This is a genomic window from Pseudarthrobacter sp. CCNWLW207 (assembly GCF_037203945.1).
Lineage (GTDB): Bacteria > Actinomycetota > Actinomycetes > Actinomycetales > Micrococcaceae > Arthrobacter.
Map to the genome: position 1 here is coordinate 1 of NZ_JBBCBS010000011.1, position 23,452 is coordinate 23,452.

The 23,452-nt window shown below is 64.2% G+C and carries 18 protein-coding genes and 2 pseudogenes; 8 read left to right on the plus strand and 12 right to left on the minus strand.

Annotated elements, in window-relative coordinates; genetic code table 11:
* Positions 1-117: 117 nt before the first annotated feature.
* The 8 genes and pseudogenes from V9L17_RS17080 to V9L17_RS17115 all read right to left on the minus strand — a co-directional run.
* Positions 118-390 (minus strand): annotated as a pseudogene (locus V9L17_RS17080) (molybdenum cofactor biosynthesis protein MoaE); the annotation flags it as partial.
* Positions 377-1,255, minus strand: a complete 879-nt coding sequence (gene fdhD / locus V9L17_RS17085; RefSeq protein ID WP_337352257.1) for a formate dehydrogenase accessory sulfurtransferase FdhD — start codon at positions 1,253-1,255, stop codon at positions 377-379. The gene fdhD and the pseudogene V9L17_RS17080, both read right to left, overlap by 14 nt.
* Complete coding sequence (locus V9L17_RS17090; RefSeq protein WP_443198046.1) at positions 1,243-2,559, minus strand: molybdopterin molybdotransferase MoeA; 1,317 nt, start codon at positions 2,557-2,559, stop codon at positions 1,243-1,245. Before V9L17_RS17090 ends, fdhD begins: the two co-directional genes overlap by 13 nt.
* Positions 2,560-2,670: 111 nt before the next feature.
* Positions 2,671-3,888 (minus strand): formaldehyde dehydrogenase, glutathione-independent, encoded by a 1,218-nt coding sequence (fdhA, locus tag V9L17_RS17095; protein WP_337349124.1) that lies wholly within the window; start codon positions 3,886-3,888, stop codon positions 2,671-2,673.
* Between the two features lie 248 nt (positions 3,889-4,136).
* Positions 4,137-4,541, minus strand: a complete 405-nt coding sequence (locus V9L17_RS17100) for a GlcG/HbpS family heme-binding protein (protein ID WP_337349125.1) — start codon at positions 4,539-4,541, stop codon at positions 4,137-4,139.
* 148 nt (positions 4,542-4,689) lie between these two features.
* On the minus strand, positions 4,690-5,292 hold the full coding sequence (gene folE / locus V9L17_RS17105) for a GTP cyclohydrolase I FolE (RefSeq protein ID WP_337352258.1): 603 nt from the start codon (positions 5,290-5,292) through the stop codon (positions 4,690-4,692).
* Positions 5,289-7,616, minus strand: a complete 2,328-nt coding sequence (locus V9L17_RS17110; protein ID WP_337352259.1) for an FdhF/YdeP family oxidoreductase — start codon at positions 7,614-7,616, stop codon at positions 5,289-5,291. Before V9L17_RS17110 ends, folE begins: the two co-directional genes overlap by 4 nt.
* Positions 7,617-7,628: 12 nt before the next feature.
* Complete coding sequence (locus V9L17_RS17115) at positions 7,629-8,504, minus strand: methylenetetrahydrofolate reductase (protein WP_337349128.1); 876 nt, start codon at positions 8,502-8,504, stop codon at positions 7,629-7,631.
* A gap of 118 nt (positions 8,505-8,622) precedes the next feature.
* Here V9L17_RS17115 and V9L17_RS17120 point away from each other — a divergent pair, with 118 nt between their 5' ends.
* Positions 8,623-9,318 carry a GntR family transcriptional regulator gene (locus tag V9L17_RS17120; protein ID WP_337352260.1) on the plus strand — a complete coding sequence of 232 codons (696 nt, stop codon included), beginning with the start codon at positions 8,623-8,625 and terminating at the stop codon, positions 9,316-9,318.
* A gap of 104 nt (positions 9,319-9,422) precedes the next feature.
* Here the strand turns inward: V9L17_RS17120 and V9L17_RS17125 are convergent, their stop codons facing one another.
* From V9L17_RS17125 to purU, 4 genes are all read right to left on the minus strand, one after another.
* Positions 9,423-10,298 carry a bifunctional 5,10-methylenetetrahydrofolate dehydrogenase/5,10-methenyltetrahydrofolate cyclohydrolase gene (locus V9L17_RS17125; RefSeq protein ID WP_337352261.1) on the minus strand — a complete coding sequence of 292 codons (876 nt, stop codon included), beginning with the start codon at positions 10,296-10,298 and terminating at the stop codon, positions 9,423-9,425.
* Positions 10,295-10,921: a cyclodeaminase/cyclohydrolase family protein gene (locus tag V9L17_RS17130; RefSeq protein ID WP_337349131.1), complete on the minus strand. Its 627-nt coding sequence runs from the start codon at positions 10,919-10,921 to the stop codon at positions 10,295-10,297. Before V9L17_RS17130 ends, V9L17_RS17125 begins: the two co-directional genes overlap by 4 nt.
* 130 nt (positions 10,922-11,051) lie before the next feature.
* On the minus strand, positions 11,052-13,544 hold the full coding sequence (locus tag V9L17_RS17135; protein ID WP_337352262.1) for a GcvT family protein: 2,493 nt from the start codon (positions 13,542-13,544) through the stop codon (positions 11,052-11,054).
* Between the two features lie 54 nt (positions 13,545-13,598).
* A complete protein-coding gene (gene purU, locus V9L17_RS17140) occupies positions 13,599-14,513 on the minus strand; it encodes a formyltetrahydrofolate deformylase (protein WP_337349133.1) in 915 nt (304 codons plus the stop codon).
* Positions 14,514-14,650: 137 nt separating this feature from the next.
* Between purU and V9L17_RS17145 the strand changes: the two genes are divergently transcribed.
* The 7 genes and pseudogenes from V9L17_RS17145 (at position 14,651) to V9L17_RS17175 (ending at position 23,400) form a co-directional block, all read left to right on the plus strand.
* Complete coding sequence (locus V9L17_RS17145) at positions 14,651-15,328, plus strand: GntR family transcriptional regulator (RefSeq protein WP_337349134.1); 678 nt, start codon at positions 14,651-14,653, stop codon at positions 15,326-15,328.
* 167 nt (positions 15,329-15,495) lie between these two features.
* The gene (gene glyA / locus V9L17_RS17150) at positions 15,496-16,794 is read left to right on the plus strand and encodes a serine hydroxymethyltransferase (RefSeq protein WP_337352263.1); all 1,299 of its coding nucleotides are present in this window, start codon (positions 15,496-15,498) and stop codon (positions 16,792-16,794) included.
* Positions 16,791-18,011, plus strand: a complete 1,221-nt coding sequence (locus V9L17_RS17155; RefSeq protein WP_436476603.1) for a sarcosine oxidase subunit beta family protein — start codon at positions 16,791-16,793, stop codon at positions 18,009-18,011. The genes glyA and V9L17_RS17155 overlap by 4 nt, the downstream gene beginning before the upstream one ends.
* Positions 18,012-18,025: 14 nt before the next feature.
* Positions 18,026-18,445, plus strand: a complete 420-nt coding sequence (locus V9L17_RS17160; RefSeq protein ID WP_337349136.1) for a sarcosine oxidase subunit delta — start codon at positions 18,026-18,028, stop codon at positions 18,443-18,445.
* Positions 18,442-21,402 carry a sarcosine oxidase subunit alpha family protein gene (locus V9L17_RS17165; protein ID WP_337352264.1) on the plus strand — a complete coding sequence of 987 codons (2,961 nt, stop codon included), beginning with the start codon at positions 18,442-18,444 and terminating at the stop codon, positions 21,400-21,402. Before V9L17_RS17160 ends, V9L17_RS17165 begins: the two co-directional genes overlap by 4 nt.
* On the plus strand, positions 21,395-22,027 hold the full coding sequence (locus V9L17_RS17170) for a sarcosine oxidase subunit gamma (RefSeq protein WP_337352265.1): 633 nt from the start codon (positions 21,395-21,397) through the stop codon (positions 22,025-22,027). Before V9L17_RS17165 ends, V9L17_RS17170 begins: the two co-directional genes overlap by 8 nt.
* A pseudogene (locus tag V9L17_RS17175) lies at positions 22,027-23,400 on the plus strand (L-serine ammonia-lyase). Before V9L17_RS17170 ends, V9L17_RS17175 begins: the two are co-directional and overlap by 1 nt.
* Positions 23,401-23,452: the final 52 nt, after the last annotated feature.

Sequence of the window (23,452 nt, forward strand, 5' to 3'; positions counted from 1 at the left end):
CGTCGGCACCAACTGACTTCGAATGCGCGTCGGACGTAACCGGCGCACCTGACTGGGTCGTTGAAATGGCAGTCATTATTCTCCTATTTCTCTATTACTTGCGAGGGACGTTCAGAAGACGCGGGGGGCGGCCCAGATGCGGACCGGCTTGTCGGCCTTCCCGGCATGCTCCGCGACCAGTTCTTCCACCACTCGGGCGAGGACGCGATGCGCGGTGGGGTGGGCCGAGTAGCCTAATCTGCTGACGGCCATGCCGCCGTCGTGGTTTCGGACCACTCCGCTGAAGCTGACCACTGCCCCGGCTTCATCGCCCTGGACTGCCGCTGTGGCCCGGTCCACCGAGATGGGGGCCTCGCTGAGCTCGGCGAGGACAACGTCAAAGCTTGGCATAGGTTTCTTCGCGGGCCTTCTGCGGGCGGCCCAGCCTTTCGCGCCCGGCGTAGACATTCAGGCTGTGTCCCCGGCTGAATCCAACCAGCGTCACTCCGGTCTCGACGGCGAGGTCGGCGGCCAGGCTGGAGGGCGCGCTCACAGCAGACAGGACGGGAATGCCGGCCATGGCGGCCTTCTGGACAAGTTCGAAGGACGCGCGCCCGGACACCTGGAGGACGGTGCCACTCAGAGGCAGCAGGTTTTGGCGCAGCGCCCAGCCCACCACTTTGTCCACAGCGTTATGGCGTCCGACATCCTCCCGGAGGCACAGCAACTCAGGGCTGGCGCCATCCACCTTGAAAAGGCCGGCCGCATGGACGCCGCCCGTCTTGTCGAACACCGCCTGGGCCTCGCGAAGCCGCTCCGGCAGTTCGGCGAGCACATCCACGGGAATCTGCAGCGTGTCCCGGGCAGGATCGAAGGGAAGGGTCTTGCGGACGGAGTCGATCGAGTCTGTCCCGCAGATGCCGCAGGAGCTTGAGGTATAGACATGCCGCATGGTGTCAGGCATGCGTACATCCGGCCTCAACTGGGCCTCGACCACGTTATATGTCTGTTCTCCCCCGGCGTCGCCGGCGCAAAAGCGCAGCGATACCAGCTCGGAGTGGGAACTGATGATGCCTTCCGAGACCAGGAACCCGGCCACCAGGTCGAAATCGTCGCCCGGGGTCCTCATGGTGACAGCGAAGGAGCGGCCGCCGATGCGGATTTCCAGGGGCTCCTCAGCGGCGAGTATGTCTTCCTTGAAGCGCACCGGGTACTCGGTGCCGGAGCCGTCCAAGTGGAAGCGGTGGATCTTGCGGCGCTGTGTCATGCGGGCCATGGGGTCCTCCGTGCGCGGTTGGTGGTGGTATGGATTGTTTCGTTGGCCTGCGTCCAGGGGAGCGGGAGCACAGGAACCGGCTCGCCGGACTGGACTCCAGCAGGGGGAACGGCCATGATGCCGTCGGCACAAGCGAGTCCACGCATCATGCCGGGTCCCGTATGCGAGGCGGGGAAGGCAAGCCCCTCGATGAACGTGCAGGGAATCAGGCGCGTACGGCCGGGGCACGGATCAATGTCAGCCGCGGAAGTCACTTGTCCAACGTCGCTCAGGGGCTTGCCTCCGAGTGCCTCCAGCAGCGGTCCACCTACGGTGATCAGGGCCATCATTGCTGCCAGGGGGTTACCGGGCAGCCCGACGACGAAGCGGCCGTCCGGGAGCTTGGCCAGGACCGCGGGGTGGCCCGGCCGCATGGCGATGCCATCCACCAACAGCTGTCCGCCGAGGGCAGCGATGGCGGCGCGAAAATGATCTGTCCCGGAACAGCCGGTTCCGCCAGTGGTAATGGTTACGTCCGGCAGGCGTGCGGGAAAGGCTTCTGAACCGTCGAGTGCCGCGAGCCACTCGGGGTAGGAATCCCCGATCCGCAGGGAGCCGCCAGGCGTGCCACCGAGAAGGGAAATGACAGTCCCCAGCTGCGGACCAAACGTGTCCCTGACCTGGCCTGGTTCCGGAACGCCCGACGTGACTACTTCGGAACCGGTCAGCACTATTCCGACCACCGGCTTGGCCTGCACCTGCAGGTTGTCGTGGCCAGCCACGGCGGCGAGGGCAAGGTGGCCCGGGTTCAGCGTTGTGCCGGCCGGGATCAGCACTTCCCCGGCCGCGGCTTCCTCGCCGGCAGGACGAATGTGTTGGCCCCGGCCGGGTTCGCCTTCCTTTGCCCTGTCATTGAGTCGCAGGAGAAGGCTGCCGTCAGCGCCGCGGAGGACCTGGCCGCTTTCCTTGCGGAGTATCGATTGGGCGCCAACGGGTACTAGTCCGCCGGTGGCTATGACACTGGCCCGGCCGGGAAGCAAAACGGGCTCATGGCGGGTAAGGATCCAGGGACCGGCGCCGTTGACGGCCCAGCCGTCCATGGCAGAGGAGGCGTAATGGGGGAGTTCTTGCAGTGCGGCGACGTCGCGGGTCAGGGTATGGCCCGCTGCCAACGCGAGCGGAAGCTCCGCGGGGGCGAGCGGGACGGCGCAATCGAAAGCCAGTTGCCGGGCTTCGAGCCAGGTGGGGGAGGGATGTCCGGAAGGTGGCCCTGCGGAGCGCAACACCGAACTGCTGCCGCTGGTGGCGGTATCTTGGGCGAGCAAGGGTGCCCTTTCCTGATGGTAGTGATGCGCTGAAAATGTGCGGGCCGGGGACCGCGAGGCGTGCACCACGTGGTGCTTGCCCCGCAATCCCCGGCCCGGTCAGTTGGGGTGCTACGCCTTGACGTATCCATTCGGGTTCAGCACGAACTTTGTTGCCGAGCCGGCGTCGAATTCGGCGTAGCCGCGCGGTGCATCCTCCAGCGGGATCGCTGTGGCGTTCACTGCCTTGGCGATCTGGACCTTGTCGTGCAGGATGGCCATCATCAGCTGGCGGTTATATGACATGACGGGGCACTGGCCAGTGGTGAAGGACAGGGACTTTGCCCACCCGGTGCCCAATGACAGCGACAGGGAACCATGCTTGGCGGCGTCGTCAATTCCACCGGGGTCGCCAGTGACGTACAGGCCGGGGATGCCCAGGGCCCCACCTGCGGCTGTAATGTCCATGAGGGAATTCAGCACCGTGGCCGGGGCTTCATGGGATGCATCCTTTCCGTGCCCGCGGGCTTCGAATCCCACAGCATCGACACCGCAATCCACTTCGGGAACGCCAAGGATTTGCTCGATCTGGTCCTTTGGATCTCCGTTGGAGACGTTCACCGTCTCGCACCCGAAGGAGCGGGCCTGCGCCAGACGGTCTTCGTTCATGTCACCAACAATGACGACGGCGGCACCGAGCAACTGCGCACCGACGGCGGCTGCGAGGCCGACCGGGCCGGCGCCGGCAATGTACACGGTCGACCCGACGCCGACTCCGGCGGTGACGGCGCCGTGGAACCCGGTGGGGAAGATATCCGAGAGCATGGTCAGGTCCATGATCTTTTCCAGGGCCTGGTCGCGGTCCGGGAACCTGAGCAGGTTCCAGTCAGCGTAAGGGACCAGCACGTATTCTGCCTGTCCACCCACCCAGCCGCCCATGTCCACATAACCGTAGGCGCTGCCCGGACGGTCCGGGTTGACGTTCAGGCAGATGCCGGTCTTGCGCTCCTTGCAGTTCCGGCAACGGCCACAGGAGATGTTGAACGGTACGGAGACGATGTCTCCGACTTTGATGAATTCCACGTCCGGACCGACTTCCACCACTTCACCGGTGATTTCATGGCCGAGGACGAGGTCCTTGGGAGCGGTGGTGCGGCCCCGCACCATGTGCTGGTCGGAACCGCAGATGTTGGTGGTCACCGTGCGCAGGATCGCACCGTGGGGTACTTTCCGGCCCACATTGGCCGGATTGACGCCAGGCCCATCCTTGAGTTCGAACGTCGGGTAGTCGGTATTGATAATTTCGACGACACCGGGTTCTTTGTAGGCGACGGCTCTGTTTCCTGACATGGACACTCCTTTTGGCTGCGGGGTGGTGCTGGGATTTGGTGCCAGGCCTGCCATCTCGGATTGCCTTGCACTGGTCCGGCAAGTTGCCGGCGCTGCCCCGTTGCCCGAAAGCGGTGCTTCGATGAGGATACCTCCCCAGGTTTCAGGCCACCGAAGCACCATTCACGGGAAACGGGACAGTTCATCCTTCGCGAGGACGAAGGCTGTCAGTGGGATGCCGTGCCGGTGGCATGGCGTCCCGGTCCTGCCTAGCGCTGGGCGGCAGCTCCTGCGGAAGCTACGGTGTGGTCGTTCTCCACCGTGCTGCCACTGACGCCGATTGCGCCAATGACAGTGCCGTCCTCATCGTGCAGGGGGAGTCCGCCCGGGAACGTGATAAGTCCGCCGTTGGAGACTTCGATATTGAACAGCGGGCCCCCTGGCTGGGACAGTTCGCCGATGGATCCCGTTGCCATGTCAAAGTAGCGGGCAGTGCGGGCCTTCTTGATGGAAATGTCGATGCTGCCGAGCCAGGCGCCATCCATGCGGGTGAAGGCCTTCAGGTTGCCACCGGCGTCCACTACCGCGATGTTCATGGCGGTGCCCGTCTCACGGGCCGACTCTCGGGCGGCGCCGAGGATGGCATCGGCCTGGGCTTGAGTGATATCAGACATTGCTTCTCCGTTGATGGTGTCTGGTGTGTGTTAGTGCTGTTGGTCGTCGCGCAGAAGAGGGCGTACGAGGCTGATATTTTAAGTTGGTCAATAAAGATATATCAGTTACATCGTATGGCAGCCGTAGGGGCATGTCCAGAGAGATTTCTTAGCGCCCGTGGATGAGGCTCAGTGCCTCCGCCCGGGCGGCCGGCAGGCGCAGTTCACCACGGACTGCAGACGTGATGGTCTTTGCCCCGGGCTTGCGGACGCCCCGCATTGACATGCACAGGTGCTCGCACTCGATCACCACAATTGCCCCCAAGGGCCGCAGCGACGTAACAAGTGCGTCTACCACCTGGGTGGTGAGCCTCTCCTGGACCTGCGGCCTTCGCGCAAAGACGTCCACCAGCCTGGCGAGCTTGCTGAGGCCGGTCACCAGTCCCTCAGCAGACGGGATGTAGCCCACATGTGCCACGCCATGGAACGGCACCAGGTGATGTTCGCAGGTGGAATAGAACGGGATGTCCTTCACGATGACCATTTCACCGTGGCCGAGGTCGAAGGTCTTGTCCAGGACTGCCAGGGGATCCTCATGGAGCCCGCCGAACATTTCCGCGGCGGCGCGGGCCACGCGGGCCGGGGTGTCCGCCAGTCCGGGCCTTTCGGGATCCTCGCCGATGGCCAGAAGGTATTCGCGGACAGCCCGCTCCACCCTTGGCCCGTCCACACCTGTGGCAACGGTTGCTTCCGTCGTCAGTACAGAGCTCACGATTCGGCCCGCTCAAGCCGCACGATAACGGACTTGGAGGTCGGCGTGCCGCTGGTGTCGGCTACGGAATCAAGAGGCACGAGGACGTTTGTTTCCGGGTAGTAGGCCGCCGCGCAACCCTTGGGCGTCGAGTATGACACGATGCGGAAGTTCTCGGCGCGTCGTTCGGTCCCTTGGAATTCGGAGATGAGATGGACCATGTCCCCGTCCGTGAACCCCAGCTCAGTAATGTCGTCGGCGTTGATCAGGACTACGCGGCGCCCGCCGTGGATGCCCCGGTAGCGGTCATCCTTGCCGTAGATGGTGGTGTTGTACTGGTCGTGGGAGCGCAGCGTCTGGAGGACGAGCCGTCCGGCAGGGACCCTGATGAATTCCAGTTCGTTGCCTGTGAAGTGCGCCTTGCCCGAGGCGGTATCGAACTTCCTGGCGTCCCGGGGCGGGTGGGGAAGGACGAACCCGCCCGGGTTCTGGATCCGTTCCTCGAAGTTCTCGAAGCCGCTGAGGACCGCTTCGATGTGCTTCCTGATGATGGAGTAGTCGTCCCGCATGGCGAGCCAGTCGGCTTTGGGAGTATTGGGCAGCGGGAGGTTGTCGCTGCCGGTGAAGATCTTGTGGGCGATGTTGCACACAATGGCCACTTCTGAATGCAGGTGTTCACTGGCGGGCTTCAGGCGACCCCGGGAGGCGTGGACCGCGCTCATGGAATCCTCCACTGTCACCCTCTGGTCACCGGTGCGCTGGGTGTCCTTCTCCGTACGTCCGAGCGTCGGAAGAATCAGCGCACGGCGACCCGTGGACACATGGGAGTGGTTCAGTTTCGTGGAGATCTGCACCGTCAGGCGGGTGTTGGCCAGTGCCTGTTCGGTGACCTCGGAATCCGGGGCCGCCCGCACGAAGTTGCCGCCCATGCCGATGAAGACGCGGACCTTGCCGTCCCGCATAGCGCGGATAGCAGCCACGGTGTCGAAGCCATGCGCCCGGGGGGAGCGGAATTCGAACTCGTGGTCAAGCCGGTCGTGGAAGCTCTCGGGCATCTTCTCGAAGATACCCATGGTCCGGTCGCCCTGGACGTTGGAGTGGCCGCGGACGGGGCAGACGCCTGCTCCGGGCTTACCGATGTTGCCTTGCAGAAGCAGGACGTTGACCACATCGCGGAGGGTGGGTACCGAGTGCTTGTGCTGGGTCAGGCCCATGGCCCAGCAGACGATCGTGGCGCTCGAGGCCAGGAGGCGCTCGCCTGTGGACTTGATTTGTTCCAGCGTCAGCCCCGTGGCTTCGACGATGTCGTCCCACTCCGCCTTTTCGAGGTACCGCAGGTAATCGTCGATGCCAACGGTATGGTCCCTGATGAACTCATGGTCCAGCACAGTGGACAGGCCGGGGGTCTTGCGCCCTTGGGCTTCGGCTTCGAGAAGGTATTTGCCAAGCCCCTGGAAGAGGGCCTGATCGCCGCCGGCGCGGATTTGGAGGAAGTCGTCGGTCAGTTGCGTGCCCACCACCATGCCGGATATGTTCTGCGGATTCTCGAACCGCAGGAGCCCGGCTTCGGGAAGCGGATTCACTGAGATGATGACGGCGCCGTTCTTCTTCGCCTTCTCCAGTGCGCTGAGCATGCGCGGGTGGTTGGTGCCCGGATTTTGACCCGCCACGAAAATCAGCGACGCCGTCTCCAGGTCCGTGAGGCTGACGGAGCCTTTGCCGATGCCGATCGTTTCGACCAGGGCGGAGCCGGACGATTCGTGGCACATGTTGGAGCAGTCGGGCAAATTGTTCGTTCCGATGCCGCGAACGAGGAGCTGGTAGGCGAAGGCTGCCTCGTTCGATGTCCGCCCGGAAGTGTAGAAGACAGACTGATCGGGGTGCTCCATGTCCCTGATCTCCTGGGCGATCAGCTCATAAGCGTCGTCCCACGCGATGGGCTTGTAGTGCGTTGCGCCTTCCTCGAGGAGCATCGGATGCGTGAGCCGGCCTTGTTGACCCAGCCAGTAGTCGTCACGGGTCTTCAGGTCTGCAATGGAGTGCTTCGCGAAGAATTCAGGAGTGACGCGGCGGCGCGTGCCTTCCTCGGCCACCGCCTTGGCGCCGTTCTCGCAGAACTCCGCAGCATTGCGCTTTTCGTGTTCAGGCCAGGCGCAGCCCATGCAGTCAAAGCCGTCAACCTGGTTGACTGCCAGGAGTGTCTGGATGCTGCGCAGCGGGCCCATCTGCTCAAGGGAAATTTTCAACGCGTTCGCAACAGCCGGAATGCCGACGGCCGTCGTTTTGGGCTTCGTCACGGTCAGTTTTGACTCGTCGATATTCTGCTTGGGGGCTTTTGAAGCCATGTGATCTTCCCTTCAGATCTTGGCAGGAATCAGTGGAATGGAGGTGTTGCCCGAGGCCAAGGTGGCGGTCGGCTGCAGTGCGCGTACACCATCCAGGAGGCCAGGCAACCGGCCGAGGTCGTTGAAGGTGTAGACATGGAACCCGGCAAAGAGGGGATCGCCTGCCAACTCCTGGTGTACCTCGCGGATCAGGCGCCCGCTGTCGTAGCTCAGGAAGTCGTCCCGCCGCCAGAGGGCTTCCGCCATCCCGGTCCCGCGGGCGAGCTTGAGGGAGCGGCCCACCCCGAGGCGTGCTCCCAGGGAGACCAGTTTCCTGATGGAGACCGGGCCCGGGACTCCAACCCACACGGGCAGTTGGATGCCGCTCGTGCGGATTGACCGGAGGTACCGGCTGATTGCCTCGGCGGAAAAGCACATCTGGGTGACCATGGAGGACGCAAAAGGTGCTTTCGTGAGGAGGCTGCTGCTGAGTTGCTCCTGGCTGAACTGCGGGTGGCCTTCCGGATAACCGGCAATTCCTATCGAGAAGTCGGGTGAGTAGGCGTTGACCGCCTCAAGGAGTTCTCCGCTCCAGCTGTAGGGGCCGGCAGGCGTGCGCCGGTCACCGGCAACGAGAAACAGCTCCGATACGCCGGCCTCCTGCAGTTGCAGTAGCAGCGAGTGGAGTTCTGCCTCACCCGTGATGCTGCGGGCTGCGAGATGGGGAACCGCGTTGTAGCCCAGGCGCGCCAGGTTCACGGACGTCTCTACGGTCCGTGCAGGCCCGTGGTGCGGGAGGCACGTGACGCTGACGGATCCCATGGTGTCAAAAGCCGCGGGGAGTTGCGTGAGCAGATCGGCGGACGGAACCACTTCCAGCCGTATCCTTGCAACAGCTTCTGTGCTCATTGCTCTCCGTTAGGGTTGACATTTTTTTCATGGCATATTGATATATCAGTTCTAGGAATACTATGTACACGAGGCCTTCGCGTCAAGGCTCGGCTGTGCATCGGGAGGAGACTTGGAAATGGCAAGCGGTGGAGAACTACCGTCGGATGTTGGGGGGTCCTTCCTGCCAACGAGGCAGGAGGACGAGTCCTTCGCCGACTTCGCCTACAGGGTGCTCTGTGATGAACTGATCGTTTTGGACATCAAGCCTGGCGAACCATTGAACGACGAAGTGATTTCGAAGCGGCTCGGAGTGGGCAGGACGCCGATCCGCGAAGCGATGAAGCGCCTTGAAAGCGACCATCTGGTGGTGGCATATCCCCGGCGGGGAACATTCGCCGCAGGGGTGGACATCACGGATTTGGCCGAAATCTCCGAAATCCGGCAGCTCTTAGAGCCTGCGGCCGCAGCACGGGCTGCCCGAATGGCGTCGCCGCAACTCCGGCAAGAGATCAAGGAATTTGCCAGGGAAGTCGGGGAGCTCCTGCCAGGAATGCACTCCCAGCAGAACCTGATGCGCCTGGACATGCGGGTACACCGAATGATTTACCGGGCCACCGGGAGCCGGCATCTAGAGGATGTCCTGATCCGGTACGACAACCTGGCGACGCGGATCTGGAGCCTTGTGCTGGAGAAACTTCCTCCGGTGTCCGAGCACATTGCCCAGCATATTGAGCTGCTCGAGTGCATCGCAGAAGGGGATTCCGAAGCTGCCGCGCGGCTGACAACCAAGCATGTGACGGACTTCGAGAACCTCATCAGGGCCGTCCTGTAGCCCCTTGGCAGGACACGGCCTAGGCGCCCGTGCAGATCGCAGGGATCTGCACGGGCGCGAAGACAACAACTGGGCCTAAGCGAAGCAGTGGTGCTTGCCGTGGATTACCCGGCTGCTCCCCGGACCAAGGCACGCGACTGTTCCCGCGCGGCCTCGGCGGTGTGCAGGAGAAGCAGGGCCGTGGTGACTGAGCCGACGCCACCGGGAACGGGTGTCAGCGCCCCGGCGATGCCCCGGACGCTGGCTTCGTCCACATCCCCCACGAGGGACCCGTCGGATAGGACGTTGGTGCCGACGTCGATCACAACCGCCCCGGGGGAAATGTGGCCGCCGTTCAGCAGGCCGGTACGCCCGGCGGCGACCACCACGACGTCGGCCGTCCTGGTGTATTTCTCCAGTGCTCCTGACCTGGAGTGGCAGACGGTGACGGTGGCGTCGCGTTCCAGTAGCAGCAGTGACAGCGGTTTCCCGACGACGGCGGAACGTCCGATCACGACGACGTTTCGGCCCGCCACCGGGATGTCGAAGTGGTCCAGGATCTCGGTTACGGCCCGTGCAGTGGCAGGGGCGAACGAGGGCTGGCCCACAGCCAGCCGGCCAAGACTCAGGGGGTTGGCGCCGTCGATGTCCTTCTCGGGGGCGATGTGCCCAACCAGCGCATCTGCGTCAACGCCGGGAGGCAATGGCGTCTGAAGGATGATGCCGTTGACGGACGGCTCGGCGCTGAGGTCCTTCAGGACTGAGGCCAGAACCTGTCCCGTCGCGTCGTGGCCCAGGTCCACGATCCGGCAATTGATGCCAGCGCTTTCAGCAGCCCGTTCGATGGACCGCACATACCAGAGCGTGGAGCCGTCATCGGTGGCCACCACCACTGCAAGGGTGGGGCGCAGGCCCTCAGTTTCGAGGTTCCGGGCTTCGTCGTGGGCCTTCTGCTGAATGAGCTTTGCCAGGTTTCGTCCAGAGAGGAGTGTGGTGCTCAACCGAGAATCCTTTCGCGAACGCGCTTGACGAGCGAGTCGGCTGCCAGGATGACCTTTTCCTCAAGGCCATCGGTCTGGGCAGCCAGCCGGGAACGTGTTTCGGTGTCCTTGATGGCCACCACATTGATGTCGATGTTTACCCGTGCAGTGGTGGCGGCTGCCCGGGCAGCGTCGACGGCGGCGGCGACGTCGCTGATCACGTTGGCGTTGGCCACCTCGAACAGTTCCGTGGCAAGATCCACAACGGCGCCGGCAACGAGGATCAGTTGTGCCGGCGTTTTCGCGGCCTGGACGAGCGCGTCCTGGATGGACGCTGTCCGTGCAGCCTTGAGGTCGTCAGTACCGGCAGGGAGCTTGTACGCGTCAATGACGGCTTGGAACGCGTGCTGGTCGGCGTCCGCGAGGTGCAGGGCCTGGGCCACCAGGCCATCTGCGCTGCTGATGATCCTGGCGACGAGGTCGGCGTGCTGTTCGTATTTCGTGCCGGTGGTGTACCTGCCCACCATGGCGACCAGTGCCGCCCCCTGGGCGGCGTGGAGAGCCGCGGCTGCGCCGCCGCCTGGAGTGGGTTCGCGCGAGGCAAGCCTGGCGAGGTAGTCGTTTATTGTTTGTGAACTGATCATGTGTCTTCCTGGGGCTGAAGCTCTAGTCGACTGGCCTGGGCATGAAACAGGCCATGGAAAAGCAGCGGCCCGGACTCCGGTTGCGAGGGAATGAGTCCGGGCCGCGTGCCCTTGAATGGCCCTGCGGCTCTTATCCGCGGAGCCGGGTCATCGTGGGGTCGTACAGTGGATCCGCTGTGACCGTGGCCTGGATGCGCCGGCCGAAGTACTCGATTTCAACCGAATCACCCACGGAGACGGCGGCGGGCAGGTACGCGTAGGCGATCGGCTTTGCCACGGTGTAGCCATAAGCGGCGCTCGTGACGTAGCCAACTGCCTGGTCCTTGTAGAAGACAGGTTCCTTGCCCAGCACGATGCTGCGCCCGTCGTCGACCGTCAGGCAGCGCAGGCGGCGGGCAGAGTTTTCCTCGGTCCGGCCCTCCAGTGCTTCCTTTCCGACGAAGTTTTCCTTGGTCATCTTCACGGCGAAGCCGAGTCCCGCTTCGAAGGGGTCGTGCTCGGTGGTCATGTCGGTGCCCCACGAGCGGTAGCCCTTCTCCAGGCGCAGCGAGCTGAAGGCGGCGCGGCCGGCAGCGATGACGCCGAACGGCTGCCCTGCCTTCCACAGTGCGTCCCAAAGGCGCTGGCCGTTGTCCGCGCTGGTGTACAGCTCCCAGCCCAGCTCGCCAACGTAGGACAGCCGCATTGCGGTGACGGTGACGCCGCCGATGACAACCTTCTTCGCCCGGAAGTAGCGCAGGCCGTCATTGGAGAAGTCGTCGCTGCTGACCGTGCTGATCAGGTCCCGGGCGAGGGGGCCCCACAAGCCGATGCAGCACGTCCCGCCGGTGGTGTCGCGTACCTGGACCCAGTCGCTGGCGGTTCCGTTCTCCGTCTGGTGGCGTGCAGCCCGCTCAAAGTAGGCCGTGTCGATGTTTCCATTGGCTCCGAGCTGGAAGGTGTCTTCGCTCAGGCGGGCCACGGTGATATCGCTTCGGATCCCGCCGGCGTGGTCCAGCAGGAGGGTGTAGGTGACGGCCCCCGGCTTCTTGGTCATGTCGGCGGTGGTCAGCTGCTGCAGCAGCTTCATGGCTCCGGGGCCGGAGACCTCAAGGCGCTTGAGCGGGGTCATGTCGTACATGGCAACTGCCGTACGGGTCTTCCAGGCTTCCGCGGCGGCGATGGGGGAGCTGAACATTCCGGACCAGGCGTCACGGGCCGGCGGCTGCCATTCGTCCGGCATTTCCTTCAGCAGTTCGGCGTTGGCTTCGAACCAGTAGGGGCGTTCCCAGCCGGCGCCTTCCAGGAAATAGCCGCCCAGCTGCTTGTGGCGGGCGTGGAAGGGACTGACGCGAAGGTTGCGCGGAGAGAGCTTGGGCTGCAGCGGGTGCAGGACATCGTAGATTTCCACGAAGTTCTGCTGGGAGGTCTCGCTGACGTACTCGGGGGTCAGCTGGACCTCTTCGAAGCGGTGGATATCGCAGTCGCCAAGGTCAATCTGCGACTTTCCGTCCACGAGGAGCTCTGCCACGGCACGGGCGATGCCGGCGGAGTGGGTGACCCACACGGCCTCGGCAACGAAGAAGCCGTCCACTTCCTTGGACTCGCCCACCAGGGAGCCGCCGTCCGGGGTGAAGGAGAAGATGCCGTTGAAGCCATCCTCGATTTCGCTTTCACGCAGTGCCGGCAGGATCTGCTTGGTTGCTTCCCACGCGGGAAGGAAGTCCTCCAGGGTGAAGTCCAGGCGGGAAGGCATGTTGTGTTCGCTGATGCTGCTGGGCTCGTAGCTGCCCAGTTCGTCCAGGTCCACGGGCATGGGTCGGTGTGCGTAGGAGCCGATGCCGTAGCGCTCGCCGTGCTCGCGGTAGTAGAGGTCCTGGTCCTGGTGGCGCAGGATGGGGAGCTGAGCGCCGTTGGGCAGTTCGTTCTTTCCCTTCTGGGCGGGAACCGGCGTGGTCTTGACGTACTGGTGGGCCAGCGGGAGGAGCGGGACGGACATCCCGATCAGCTCGCCCACCTTGGCGCCCCAGAAGCCTGCGCAGGAAACCACGATGTCCGCCGGGATCACGCCGTCGGCGGTCTCGACGCCGGTGACGCGGCGGTTGGATTGTTCGATCCCGGTCACTTCGGTGTTGCCGATGTACTTTACGCCGGCTGCTTCGGTGCGCTTGATGAGCAACTGGACTGCGCGGGCAGCCAGGGCCAGGCCGTCGGTAGGTACATGGAGGCCGCCCAGGATGTCTTCCTCGTTGATCAGCGGGTAGAGTTCCTTGCACTCTTCGCGGGAGAGGATTTTGCCGTCGATGCCCCACGCCTGCGCGTAACCGAGCTTGCGCTTGAGGTCTGCCAGACGGGTTTCCGTGGTGGCAACTTCAAGGCCGCCCACCTGGTTGAAGCAGCTTTGGCCGTCCTCCGTGAGGGACAGGAGCTTTTCCACCGTGTACTTGGCGAAAAGTGCCATGGACTTTGAGGGGTTCGTCTGGAAAACGAGGCCGGGGGCGTGGGACGTGGAGCCTCCGGGCATATTCAGGGGGCCCTGGTCCAGGACAGTGATGTTGTTCCAACCCCGCGTGACCAGTTCATCGGCCAGGTTCGTGCCGACGATTCCTGCTCCAATAATGACAATGCTTGGCGTCGAAGCCATGTGGTTTCTCCTGCTGATTTTCGTGTGTTGTCTGTGCTGATGTGGTGGTCGTGCTTACCGAAACACGACAGTGCTGGTTTGGTCCAGCAACACACGGTGCTCGCAGTGCCAGCGCACGGCGCGGGACAGTGCCAGCGCTTCCGCGTCCCGCCCGACCGTCGACAGTGCGGTGGGGCCGTAGCTGTGATCGACCCGGATGACTTCCTGTTCGATGATTGGCCCCTCATCCAGCTCCGCAGTCACGTAGTGGGCTGTGGCACCTACCAGCTTGACGCCGCGGTCGTACGCCTGGTGGTACGGGCGTGCTCCCTTGAAGCCAGGAAGGAAGGAGTGGTGGATGTTGATGGCCCGGCCCTCAAGGGAGCGGCAGAGGTCATCGGAGAGCACCTGCATGTACCGGGCGAGCACCACGAGGTCGATGTCATATTCGTCGATGAGGTCCAGCAGGCGCTGTTCGGCGTCGGCCTTCGTCTCGGGCGTCACCGGAACATAGAGGAAGGGGAGGCCTGCAGCCTCGGCCATCGCCCGGTGGGTTTCGTGATTGGAAACGATCAGGACAATATCGCCGCCGAGGCTGCCGCCGCGCCAGCGGAAGAGCAGGTCATTCAGGCAATGGCCGAACTTGGACACCATCACCAGGATGCGCTGCTTGGTCTGGTCATGGAAGCTGAATTTCATCTCGAAGCGGTCCGCAATGGCGCTGAACTCCTCCTGGAGCCGCTCCGGCGTGTACTCGGGGGAACCAGAGAATGCGGTGCGCAGGTGCAGCGTCTCGCGGAGCCCGTCGTCGAATTGCTGGTGCTCCTCAATGTTGAAGCCACGTTCGAAGAGAAAGGTGGTGACCGCCTGGACAATACCGGCACGTTCGACGCACGACAGTGTGAGCACGAACTTCTGGGCCTGGTCTTTCACGCGGGGGTCGGTCTGGGTCAGCGTGCTGGTTGATGAGTCTGTTGCCACTAGGGTCATGTCTCCTCCTTTAGGTATCTTCCCGTTAGATATATTCTCAGATCATGAACTGATATATTAGGGCTGGGAATCAGCGTATACTGGTCAGTGGGCGAGGTCAATAGCCTGTTTGGCTTGAATGGAAAGGGGTCCAGGTTATGGCAGTTGAAGCGTTGGCGATCGTGGAAGATGGAGTCAAGAAGTCGTTGGCGGACGTGGCGTACGAGCGCATCCGCGACCGGCTGCTCATGCTGGACATCAAACCCGGCGATCTCCTTAACGACGACCACCTCGCCAGGGACCTCGGCATGGGGCGGACTCCGGTGCGGGAAGCTTTGAAGCGGCTTGAGCTTGACCGCTTGGTGGTTTCGTATCCGCGCAGGGGCACCTTTGCCACCCGTGTGGAGGTGACAGACCTGGCTTTCATTTCGGAAATCCGGACGCAGCTTGAACCGCTCGCAGCGTCGCGTGCCGCCCGGGTGGCTACAGAACGGCAGCGCGAGCAACTGCGGGCCGTGATGCGTGCTGTTGAATCCTTCGATATCCAGGCAGCCTCCGTCGTTGAAACCCTGCGCCTTGATGCGCGCGTCCACCAAGGCATCTATGCAGCTGCGGCAAATCCCCACCTCGAGGACGTCCTGATCCGGTACGACAACCTCGCCACCCGCATCTGGTGCATGGTGCTGGATCGCCTTCCGGACCTTTCCCGCCACGTACATGAGCACCTGGACCTTCTCGGTGCAGTGATTGACGGCGATGAGGCGCGGGCAGCTGACTTGGCGAGGAGCCATGTCAGTGGATTCGAGGATGCCGTCCGCAAGGCGCTCTTCACCTGATCTAAGCCCCTCCTCTCGATGTGCCATCCAAAGCGCGGCCCTTGCAGCCGCGCTTTTGGCGCCTCTGGGACGGCCTGAAAAATCTGTTGACACCCACTGGCCCGGATAGCATACTTGAGTCACGAAACTAATATATCAACAGGATATTAGATAGCAGAGGAGAAAAGATGGTCGACGTTCTGACCCGTACGCTCGCAGAGACCGATCCTGCGATCCACGCAGCCGTTCAGCAGGAGCTCCTGCGCCAGCAGGGCACGCTGGAGATGATCGCCTCCGAAAACTTCGCGCCGACTGCCGTCATGGAGGCACAGGGATCCGTCCTGACCAACAAGTACGCCGAAGGCTACCCGGGCAAGCGTTACTACGGCGGCTGCGAACACGTTGATGTGGTCGAGCAGCTCGCCATCGACCGTCTTAAGTCCTTGTTCGGCTCCGAATTCGCCAATGTGCAGCCCCACTCAGGCGCCCAGGCCAACGCAGCGGCGATGTTCGCCCTGATCCAGCCCGGCGACACCATCCTGGGGTTGAACCTCGCCCACGGTGGCCACTTGACCCACGGGATGCGAATCAACTTCTCCGGCAAGCTCTACAAAGTGGTCCCGTACGGAGTCGGCGAAGACACCATGCTGATTGACATGGCTGAAGTCGAGCGCCTGGCGGTTGAAAACAAGCCGAAGCTGATCGTCGCCGGCTGGTCCGCCTACTCCCGTCAGCTGGACTTCGCCGAATTCCGCCGGATCGCTGACCTGGTAGGCGCGTACCTGATGGTGGACATGGCCCATTTCGCAGGCTTGGTAGCCGCAGGGCTGCACCCCAACCCCGTGCCTCACGCCCACATCGTCACAAGCACCACCCACAAGACCCTTGGCGGCCCGCGCGGTGGTGTGATCCTGACCAACGACGCCGACATCGCCAAAAAGGTCAACTCCGCGGTGTTCCCCGGACAGCAGGGTGGCCCGCTGGAGCACGTCATTGCCGCCAAGGCTGTGGCATTCAAGCTCGCCGCTGAGCCGGCGTTCCGCGAGCGCCAGGAACGCACCCTGGAAGGTGCCCGCATCATCGCAGACCGCATGCTGTCTGCCGATGTTGCAGAGTCCGGCGTGACAGTCGTCAGCGGTGGCACCGACGTGCACCTGGTCCTGGTGGATCTGCGCAACTCGGAACTGGACGGCCAGCAGGGCGAAGACCGCCTGCACCGGATCGGCATCACCGTCAACCGCAATGCCGTGCCATTCGACCCGCGTCCCCCGATGGTCTCTTCCGGCCTTCGAATCGGCACGCCGGCACTGGCCACCCGTGGGTTCGGAAAGGCAGAGTTCACCGAGGTTGCGGACATTATCGCCGCAGCACTCAAGCGCGAGTTCAGCGACGAGACCGTGGCGGAACTGCGGCAGCGGGTTGAAATCCTGGCCGGAAAGTTCCCGCTCTACCCCAACCTCTCCTCTGACACGAACGAGGTGGCATGATGGCCGATCTGCTTCCGGAGCACCCGGAATTCCTCTGGCACAACCCGGACCCGAAGCCCTCCTATGACGCAGTCATCGTTGGTGGCGGCGGGCATGGCCTGGCCACCGCCTACTTCCTGGCCAAAAATCACGGCATGACCAATATCGCCGTCCTCGAAAAGGGCTGGCTGGCCGGCGGCAACATGGCCCGGAACACCACCATCATCCGGTCCAACTACCTCTGGGACGAGAGCGCGGCTATCTATGAGCACGCCCTGAAGCTCTGGGAAGTCCTGCCGGAGGAGCTCGAATACGACTTCCTCTTCAGCCAGCGCGGCGTGATGAACCTCGCCCACACCCTGGGTGATGTCCGTGAAAGCATGCGGCGCGTGGGTGCGAACAAACTCAACGGAGTGGACGCCGAGTGGCTGGACCCGCAGCAGGTCAAGGAACTCTGCCCCATCCTGAACATCAACGACAACATCCGCTACCCCGTCATGGGCGCCACGTACCAGCCGCGGGCCGGTATCGCCAAGCACGACCACGTGGCCTGGGCCTTCGCCCGCAAGTGCGATGAACTAGGCGTGGACATCATCCAGAACTGCGAAGTCACCGGCTTCGTCAAGGACGGCAACCGCGTGGTGGGTGTCCAGACCAACCGTGGCACCATCAACACCGAAAAGGTGGGCCTGTGCGCCGCCGGGCACAGCTCGGTCCTGGCCGAAATGGCCGGCTTCCGGCTTCCCATCCAGTCCCACCCGTTGCAGGCGCTGGTTTCCGAATTGCATGAACCGGTCCACCCCACAGTCGTCATGTCCAACCACGTGCACGTGTACGTTTCCCAGGCCCACAAGGGCGAGCTGGTCATGGGCGCCGGAGTGGACTCCTACAACGGTTACGGCCAGCGCGGCTCGTTCCATGTGATCGAGCACCAGATGGCGGCCGCCGTCGAGCTCTTCCCGATCTTTGCCCGTGCGCACGTGCTCAGGACGTGGGGCGGCATCGTTGACACCACCCTGGACGCCTCTCCGATCGTGGGTACCACCCCGGTGGAGAACATGTTCGTGAACTGTGGCTGGGGCACCGGCGGCTTCAAGGGCACTCCGGCCGCGGGCCTCACCTTTGCGCACACCATCGCCACGGGAACGCCGCACGAACTGAACAAGCCGTTTGCGCTGGAGCGGTTCGAAACCGGCGCCCTGATCGACGAACACGGCGCAGCCGCCGTGGCCCACTAGAAGAGAGTCCGGACATGCTCCTCATTTCATGCCCCAACTGCGGCTCCCGCGACGAGACCGAGTTCCACTACGGCGGCCAGGCCCACGTGGCCTATCCGGAAAACCCGAACGAACTGAACGACCGCGAATGGGCCGAGTTCCTGTTCTACCGGGACAACACCAAGGGCGCCTTTGCCGAACGCTGGCTCCACAGCACTGGCTGCCGCCAGTGGTTCAACATGCTCCGCGACACGGTCACCTACGAGATCCAGGCGATCTACCCCATGGGCGCGCCCCGGCCTGACAAGGCTGCTCCGGCACCTGAGTCCGGCACTGCCAGCACCGCCCCGGACAGCACCACCACCGGGACCGCGGCTCCCAGCATCGCTGCAACCAGCATTGCACCAAGCACCGCCCCCGCCAGCACCACCGCCCCGGAAGGAGCAACCAAGTGACTTCCCAGAACGCCCGCCTCGCCGCCGGCGGACGCATCGACCGCACCATCTCCTGGCGTTTCACCGTGGACGGCGAGGAATTCACGGGCCACCCCGGCGACACGCTGGCCTCCGCCCTGCTCGCCAACGGCCGGATCGCCGTCGGCAACTCGCTCTACGAGGACCGGGCCCGCGGCATCATGTCCGCCGGCGTAGAGGAAGCCAACGCGCTGGTGAAAATCGCGCCACGGTTCCCGGGCCACGTGGCTGAGTCCATGCTCCCCGCAACCACCGTCACCCTGGTGGACGGCCTGAAGGCTGAACTGCTTAACGGCCTGGGCCGACTGGATCCCGAGGAGGACCGCGCGGAGTACGACAAGAAGTACGTCCACACCGACGTCCTGGTGATCGGCGGCGGCCCCGCCGGCCTGGCCGCAGCCCGCGAAGCCGTCCGCACCGGCGCCCGCGTCATGCTGCTGGACGATCAGCCCGAACTGGGCGGATCCCTGCTGTCCGGTTCCACGGCCCCCGAGCTCGCGCAGACCATCGAAGGCAAGCCTGCCCTGGAATGGGTGGCGGATATCGAAGCTGAGCTCGTCTCCGGCGCGGAATCCACCGTCCTGAACCGCACCACCGCCTTCGGCGCCTATGACTCCAACTACGTCATCGCCGTCCAGAACCGCACCGACCACCTGTCCACCCCGGCAGCGTCCGGCGTGTCCAGGCAGCGTATTTGGCACATCCGTGCCAACCAGGTGGTGCTGGCCCCTGGCGCCCACGAACGCCCTCTGGTCTTCGAAAACAACGACCGGCCCGGCATCATGCTCGCCTCGGCAGTCCGCAGCTACCTCAACCGCTATGCGGTAGCCCCCGGACAGCGTGTTGTCATCAGCACCACCAACGACAGCGCCTACGCCCTGGCCGCGGACCTGCGCGCCGCCGGTGTCAAGGTCGCCGCCGTCGTCGACGCCCGCCCCAAGCTGACCGAGGTGGCCGCTGCCGCCGTCGAAGCCGGCACCCGGGTACTGGTCGGCAGCGCGGTGGCCAACACCGCCGCCGGAACCGATGACGCCGGAACGGACGACGGCCGGCTGAACGCCGTCACCGTCCGCAGCATCAACGACGACGGCGAACTCACCTCCGGCATCGAAGAGATCGCCTGCGACCTGCTGGCTGTCTCGGGCGGCTGGAGCCCGCTGGTGCACCTCCACTCCCAGCGCCAGGGCAAGCTGCGCTGGGACGACGACCTGGCGGCCTTCGTGCCAAGCACCGTGGTCCCCAACCAGCAGACCATCGGCTCCGGTCGAGGCAGCTTCGAACTCGCCGACTGCCTCGCCGAAGGCATCTCCGCCGGGGCCGCGGCTGCCATCGCCGCCGGCTTCACCTCGGAAACCGAACCCGCCGTCATCGGCGAGCCGAAGGCGTCCGCCCCAACCCGCCAGCTGTGGCTGGTGCCCGGGCAGACCGGAACTCCGGACGACTGGCACCACCACTTCGTCGACTTCCAGCGGGACCAGAGCGTTGCAGACGTCCTTCGGTCCACCGGAGCCGGCATGCGTTCCGTGGAGCACATCAAGCGCTACACCTCCATCAGCACCGCGAACGACCAGGGCAAGACCTCCGGCGTCAACGCGATCGGCGTCATCGCCGCCGCGCTCCGCCAGGCAGGCGAAGCGTCCCGGGGTATCGGCGACATCGGCACCACCACCTACCGGGCTCCGTTCACCCCCGTAGCGTTCGCGGCTCTCGCCGGACGCCAGCGCGGCGAACTGTTCGACCCCGCCCGCGTCACCTCCATCCACCCCTGGCACGTTGCCAAGGGTGCCCTGTTCGAGGACGTCGGACAGTGGAAGCGTCCCTGGTACTACCCGCAGGGCAGCGAGGACATGGACGAGGCCGTGCTGCGTGAATGCGCTGCCGTCCGCGAATCGGTGGGCTTCATGGACGCCACCACGCTCGGCAAGATCGAAATTCGGGGCAAGGACGCCGGTGAGTTCCTTAATCGGATCTACACCAACGCGTTCAAGAAGCTCGCGCCCGGTTCCGCCCGCTATGGCGTGATGTGCCAGGCAGACGGCATGATTTTCGACGACGGCGTGACCCTGCGCCTGGACGAGGACCGCTTCTTCATGACCACCACCACCGGCGGCGCTGCGAAGGTGCTGGACTGGCTGGAGGAGTGGCTGCAGACGGAGTGGCCGGAACTGGATGTGCACTGCACTTCGGTGACTGAACAGTGGAGCACCATTGCCGTCGTCGGGCCTAAATCCCGCGCGGTCCTGGCCAAGGTGGCACCGGAGCTCGCCGCCAACGGCGGACTGGAAACCGAAGCCTTCCCGTTCATGACCTTCCGCGAAACAACCCTCGCCTCGGGCGTCCGTGCCCGGGTCTGCCGGATCTCTTTCTCCGGTGAGCTGGCCTACGAGATCAACGTGCCTGCCTGGTACGGGCTGAACACCTGGGAAGCCGTTGCCGCGGCCGGCGCCGAATTCAACATCACCCCGTACGGCACCGAGACCATGCACGTGCTCCGCGCCGAGAAGGGCTACCCGATCGTTGGCCAGGACACGGATGGCACCGTCACCCCGCAGGACGCAGGGATGGAATGGATCGTCTCCAAGGCCAAGGAATTCATCGGCAAGCGCTCCTACGCCCGTGTCGATGCCCAGCGCGGTGACCGTAAGCACCTGGTCAGCGTGCTGCCCATCGACGGCACCATCAGGTTGCCGGAAGGAACCCAACTGGTGGAAAAGGGCATCCCGGTGAACTCCGCCTACGGCCCGGTGCCCATGCAGGGTTTTGTCACCTCGAGCTACCACAGCGCCGCACTGGGCCGCTCCTTCGGCCTGGCACTGATCAAGAACGGCCGCAACCGGATCGGCGAGACCCTGGTGGCCGTCGCAGGAAACCAGGTGGTTGACGTTGTTGTCGCAGAAACCGTACTTTTTGACCCCGAAGGGACCCGCAAAGATGGCTGAAACAGCAGCACCCGCAACCAAAAAGAACCTCTCCCTCCGGACCAGCCCGGCTGCACTGCTCCGGGCGGCATTTGAAACCGGCTCCGTCCGCGGCACCGTGGAACTGAGCGAAATCACGTTCCTGACCATGGTGGGCATTCGGGTTGGCCGGAACACCGAAGCCGGGCAGCGGATCGCCTCGGTCACGGGCGGCCTGCCCGCAACGTGCGGTGACGTGAGCGGTGCCGGAGACACCTCCGTGCTGTGGCTCGGGCCCGAGGAATTCCTGGTGGTGGCACCCCTGGAAGCCCACGAGTCCCTCGGCGGTGACCTTCTCCAGGCGCTCCGGGAAGCCCTCGCGGACGGCGAAGGCCAGGTTGTGGACCTCTCCGCCAACCGCACCACGTTCGAACTCACCGGGCCGCGGTCCCGGGCCGTCCTGGAAAAGGGCTGCTCACTGGACCTCCACCCCCGCGAGTTCAAAGCCGGCACCGCGCTTTCCACGGAAATTGGAAACATCCCGGTGGTCCTGTGGAAAATCGGCGACGAGAGCTACCGCATTTTCCCGCGGGCCTCATTCGCAGAGTTCCTGGGCCGCTGGCTCCTCGATGCCATGCGGGAATACGCCTCCCCTGAGGTCCCTTAATGGCACTTAGCGTCCTGGATCTGTTTTCCGTTGGCATCGGGCCGTCGTCGTCACACACGGTCGGCCCGATGCGGGCAGCGAAGCTGTTCGCCGACGGGCTCAAAAGCGAAGGACACCTGAGTTCCACCAGGCGCGTGCAGGCCGAACTGTTCGGCTCCCTCGGGGCCACCGGGCGGGGCCACGGCTCGGATAAGGCCGTGGTCCTGGGCTTTAAGGGGCTGGACCCCGAAACCGTGGATACCACAACAGCTGATGACCAGGTGGCCGCAGCGGCCCTCGACGCCGAACTTTGGGTGGGCGGGGTCCACCGCGTGGACTTCAATTGGGACGAAGACGTGGTGCTGCACCGGCGCAAGTCCCTCCCTGCGCACCCCAACGGCATGACATTCCGCGCCCTGGACCACGCCGGGACCGTCCTCAGCGAGCGGAGCTTCTATTCGATTGGGGGCGGCTTCGTCGTTGACGGCGACGCCGACGCCAGCGACCGGGTGGTGGCCGACGCCACCGTCCTGCCCTACGAGTTCAGTACGGCCGACGAACTCCTGGCGATCTGCCGCCGGGAAGGCATGTCCATCTCCGACGTCATGCTCGCCAACGAGCTGACCTGACGCACTGAAGCGGAGCTCCGGGAGAAGTTGCTGGGCCTCTGGGCGGTGATGCGTGAATGCGTGGACAACGGCTGCGCGGCGGAAGGGATCCTTCCAGGCGGTCTGAACGTGAGGCGCCGGGCGCCGTCGTTATTCCAGACCCTCACGGCGGACACCGGGGTGAGCGACCCGCTCCGGGCGATGGAATGGGTCAACCTGTTCGCCCTTGCCGTCAACGAGGAAAATGCTGCCGGCGGCCGGATCGTCACCGCACCCACTAACGGCGCGGCCGGCATCGTCCCCGCGGTGCTGCACTACTACGTGAAGTTCGTTCCCGGCGCCAACGACGACGGCGTGATCCGCTTCCTGCTGGCGGCTGCCGCCGTCGGAATCCTGTTCAAGATCAACGCCTCCATTTCCGGAGCCGAAGTAGGATGCCAGGGCGAGGTGGGTTCCGCCTGCTCCATGGCCGCCGCCGGCCTCTGTGAAGTGCTGGGTGGCACACCTGCGCAGGTGGAGAACGCCGCCGAAGTGGGGATCGAACACAACCTCGGCCTGACCTGCGACCCCGTGGGCGGGCTGGTGCAGATCCCCTGCATCGAACGGAACGCGATCGCCAGCGTCAAAGCCATCAACGCCGCCCGCCTTGCACTACACGGCGACGGCAGTCACAAGGTATCCCTGGACAAGGCCATCAAGACCATGAGGGAGACCGGCGCCGACATGATGTCCAAATACAAGGAGACCTCACGGGGCGGCCTCGCGGTAAACGTCATCGAATGCTGACTCGGTGAAGTACCTCTAGCCCCGGGTGTGCACACGCACCCCGGGGCCTATC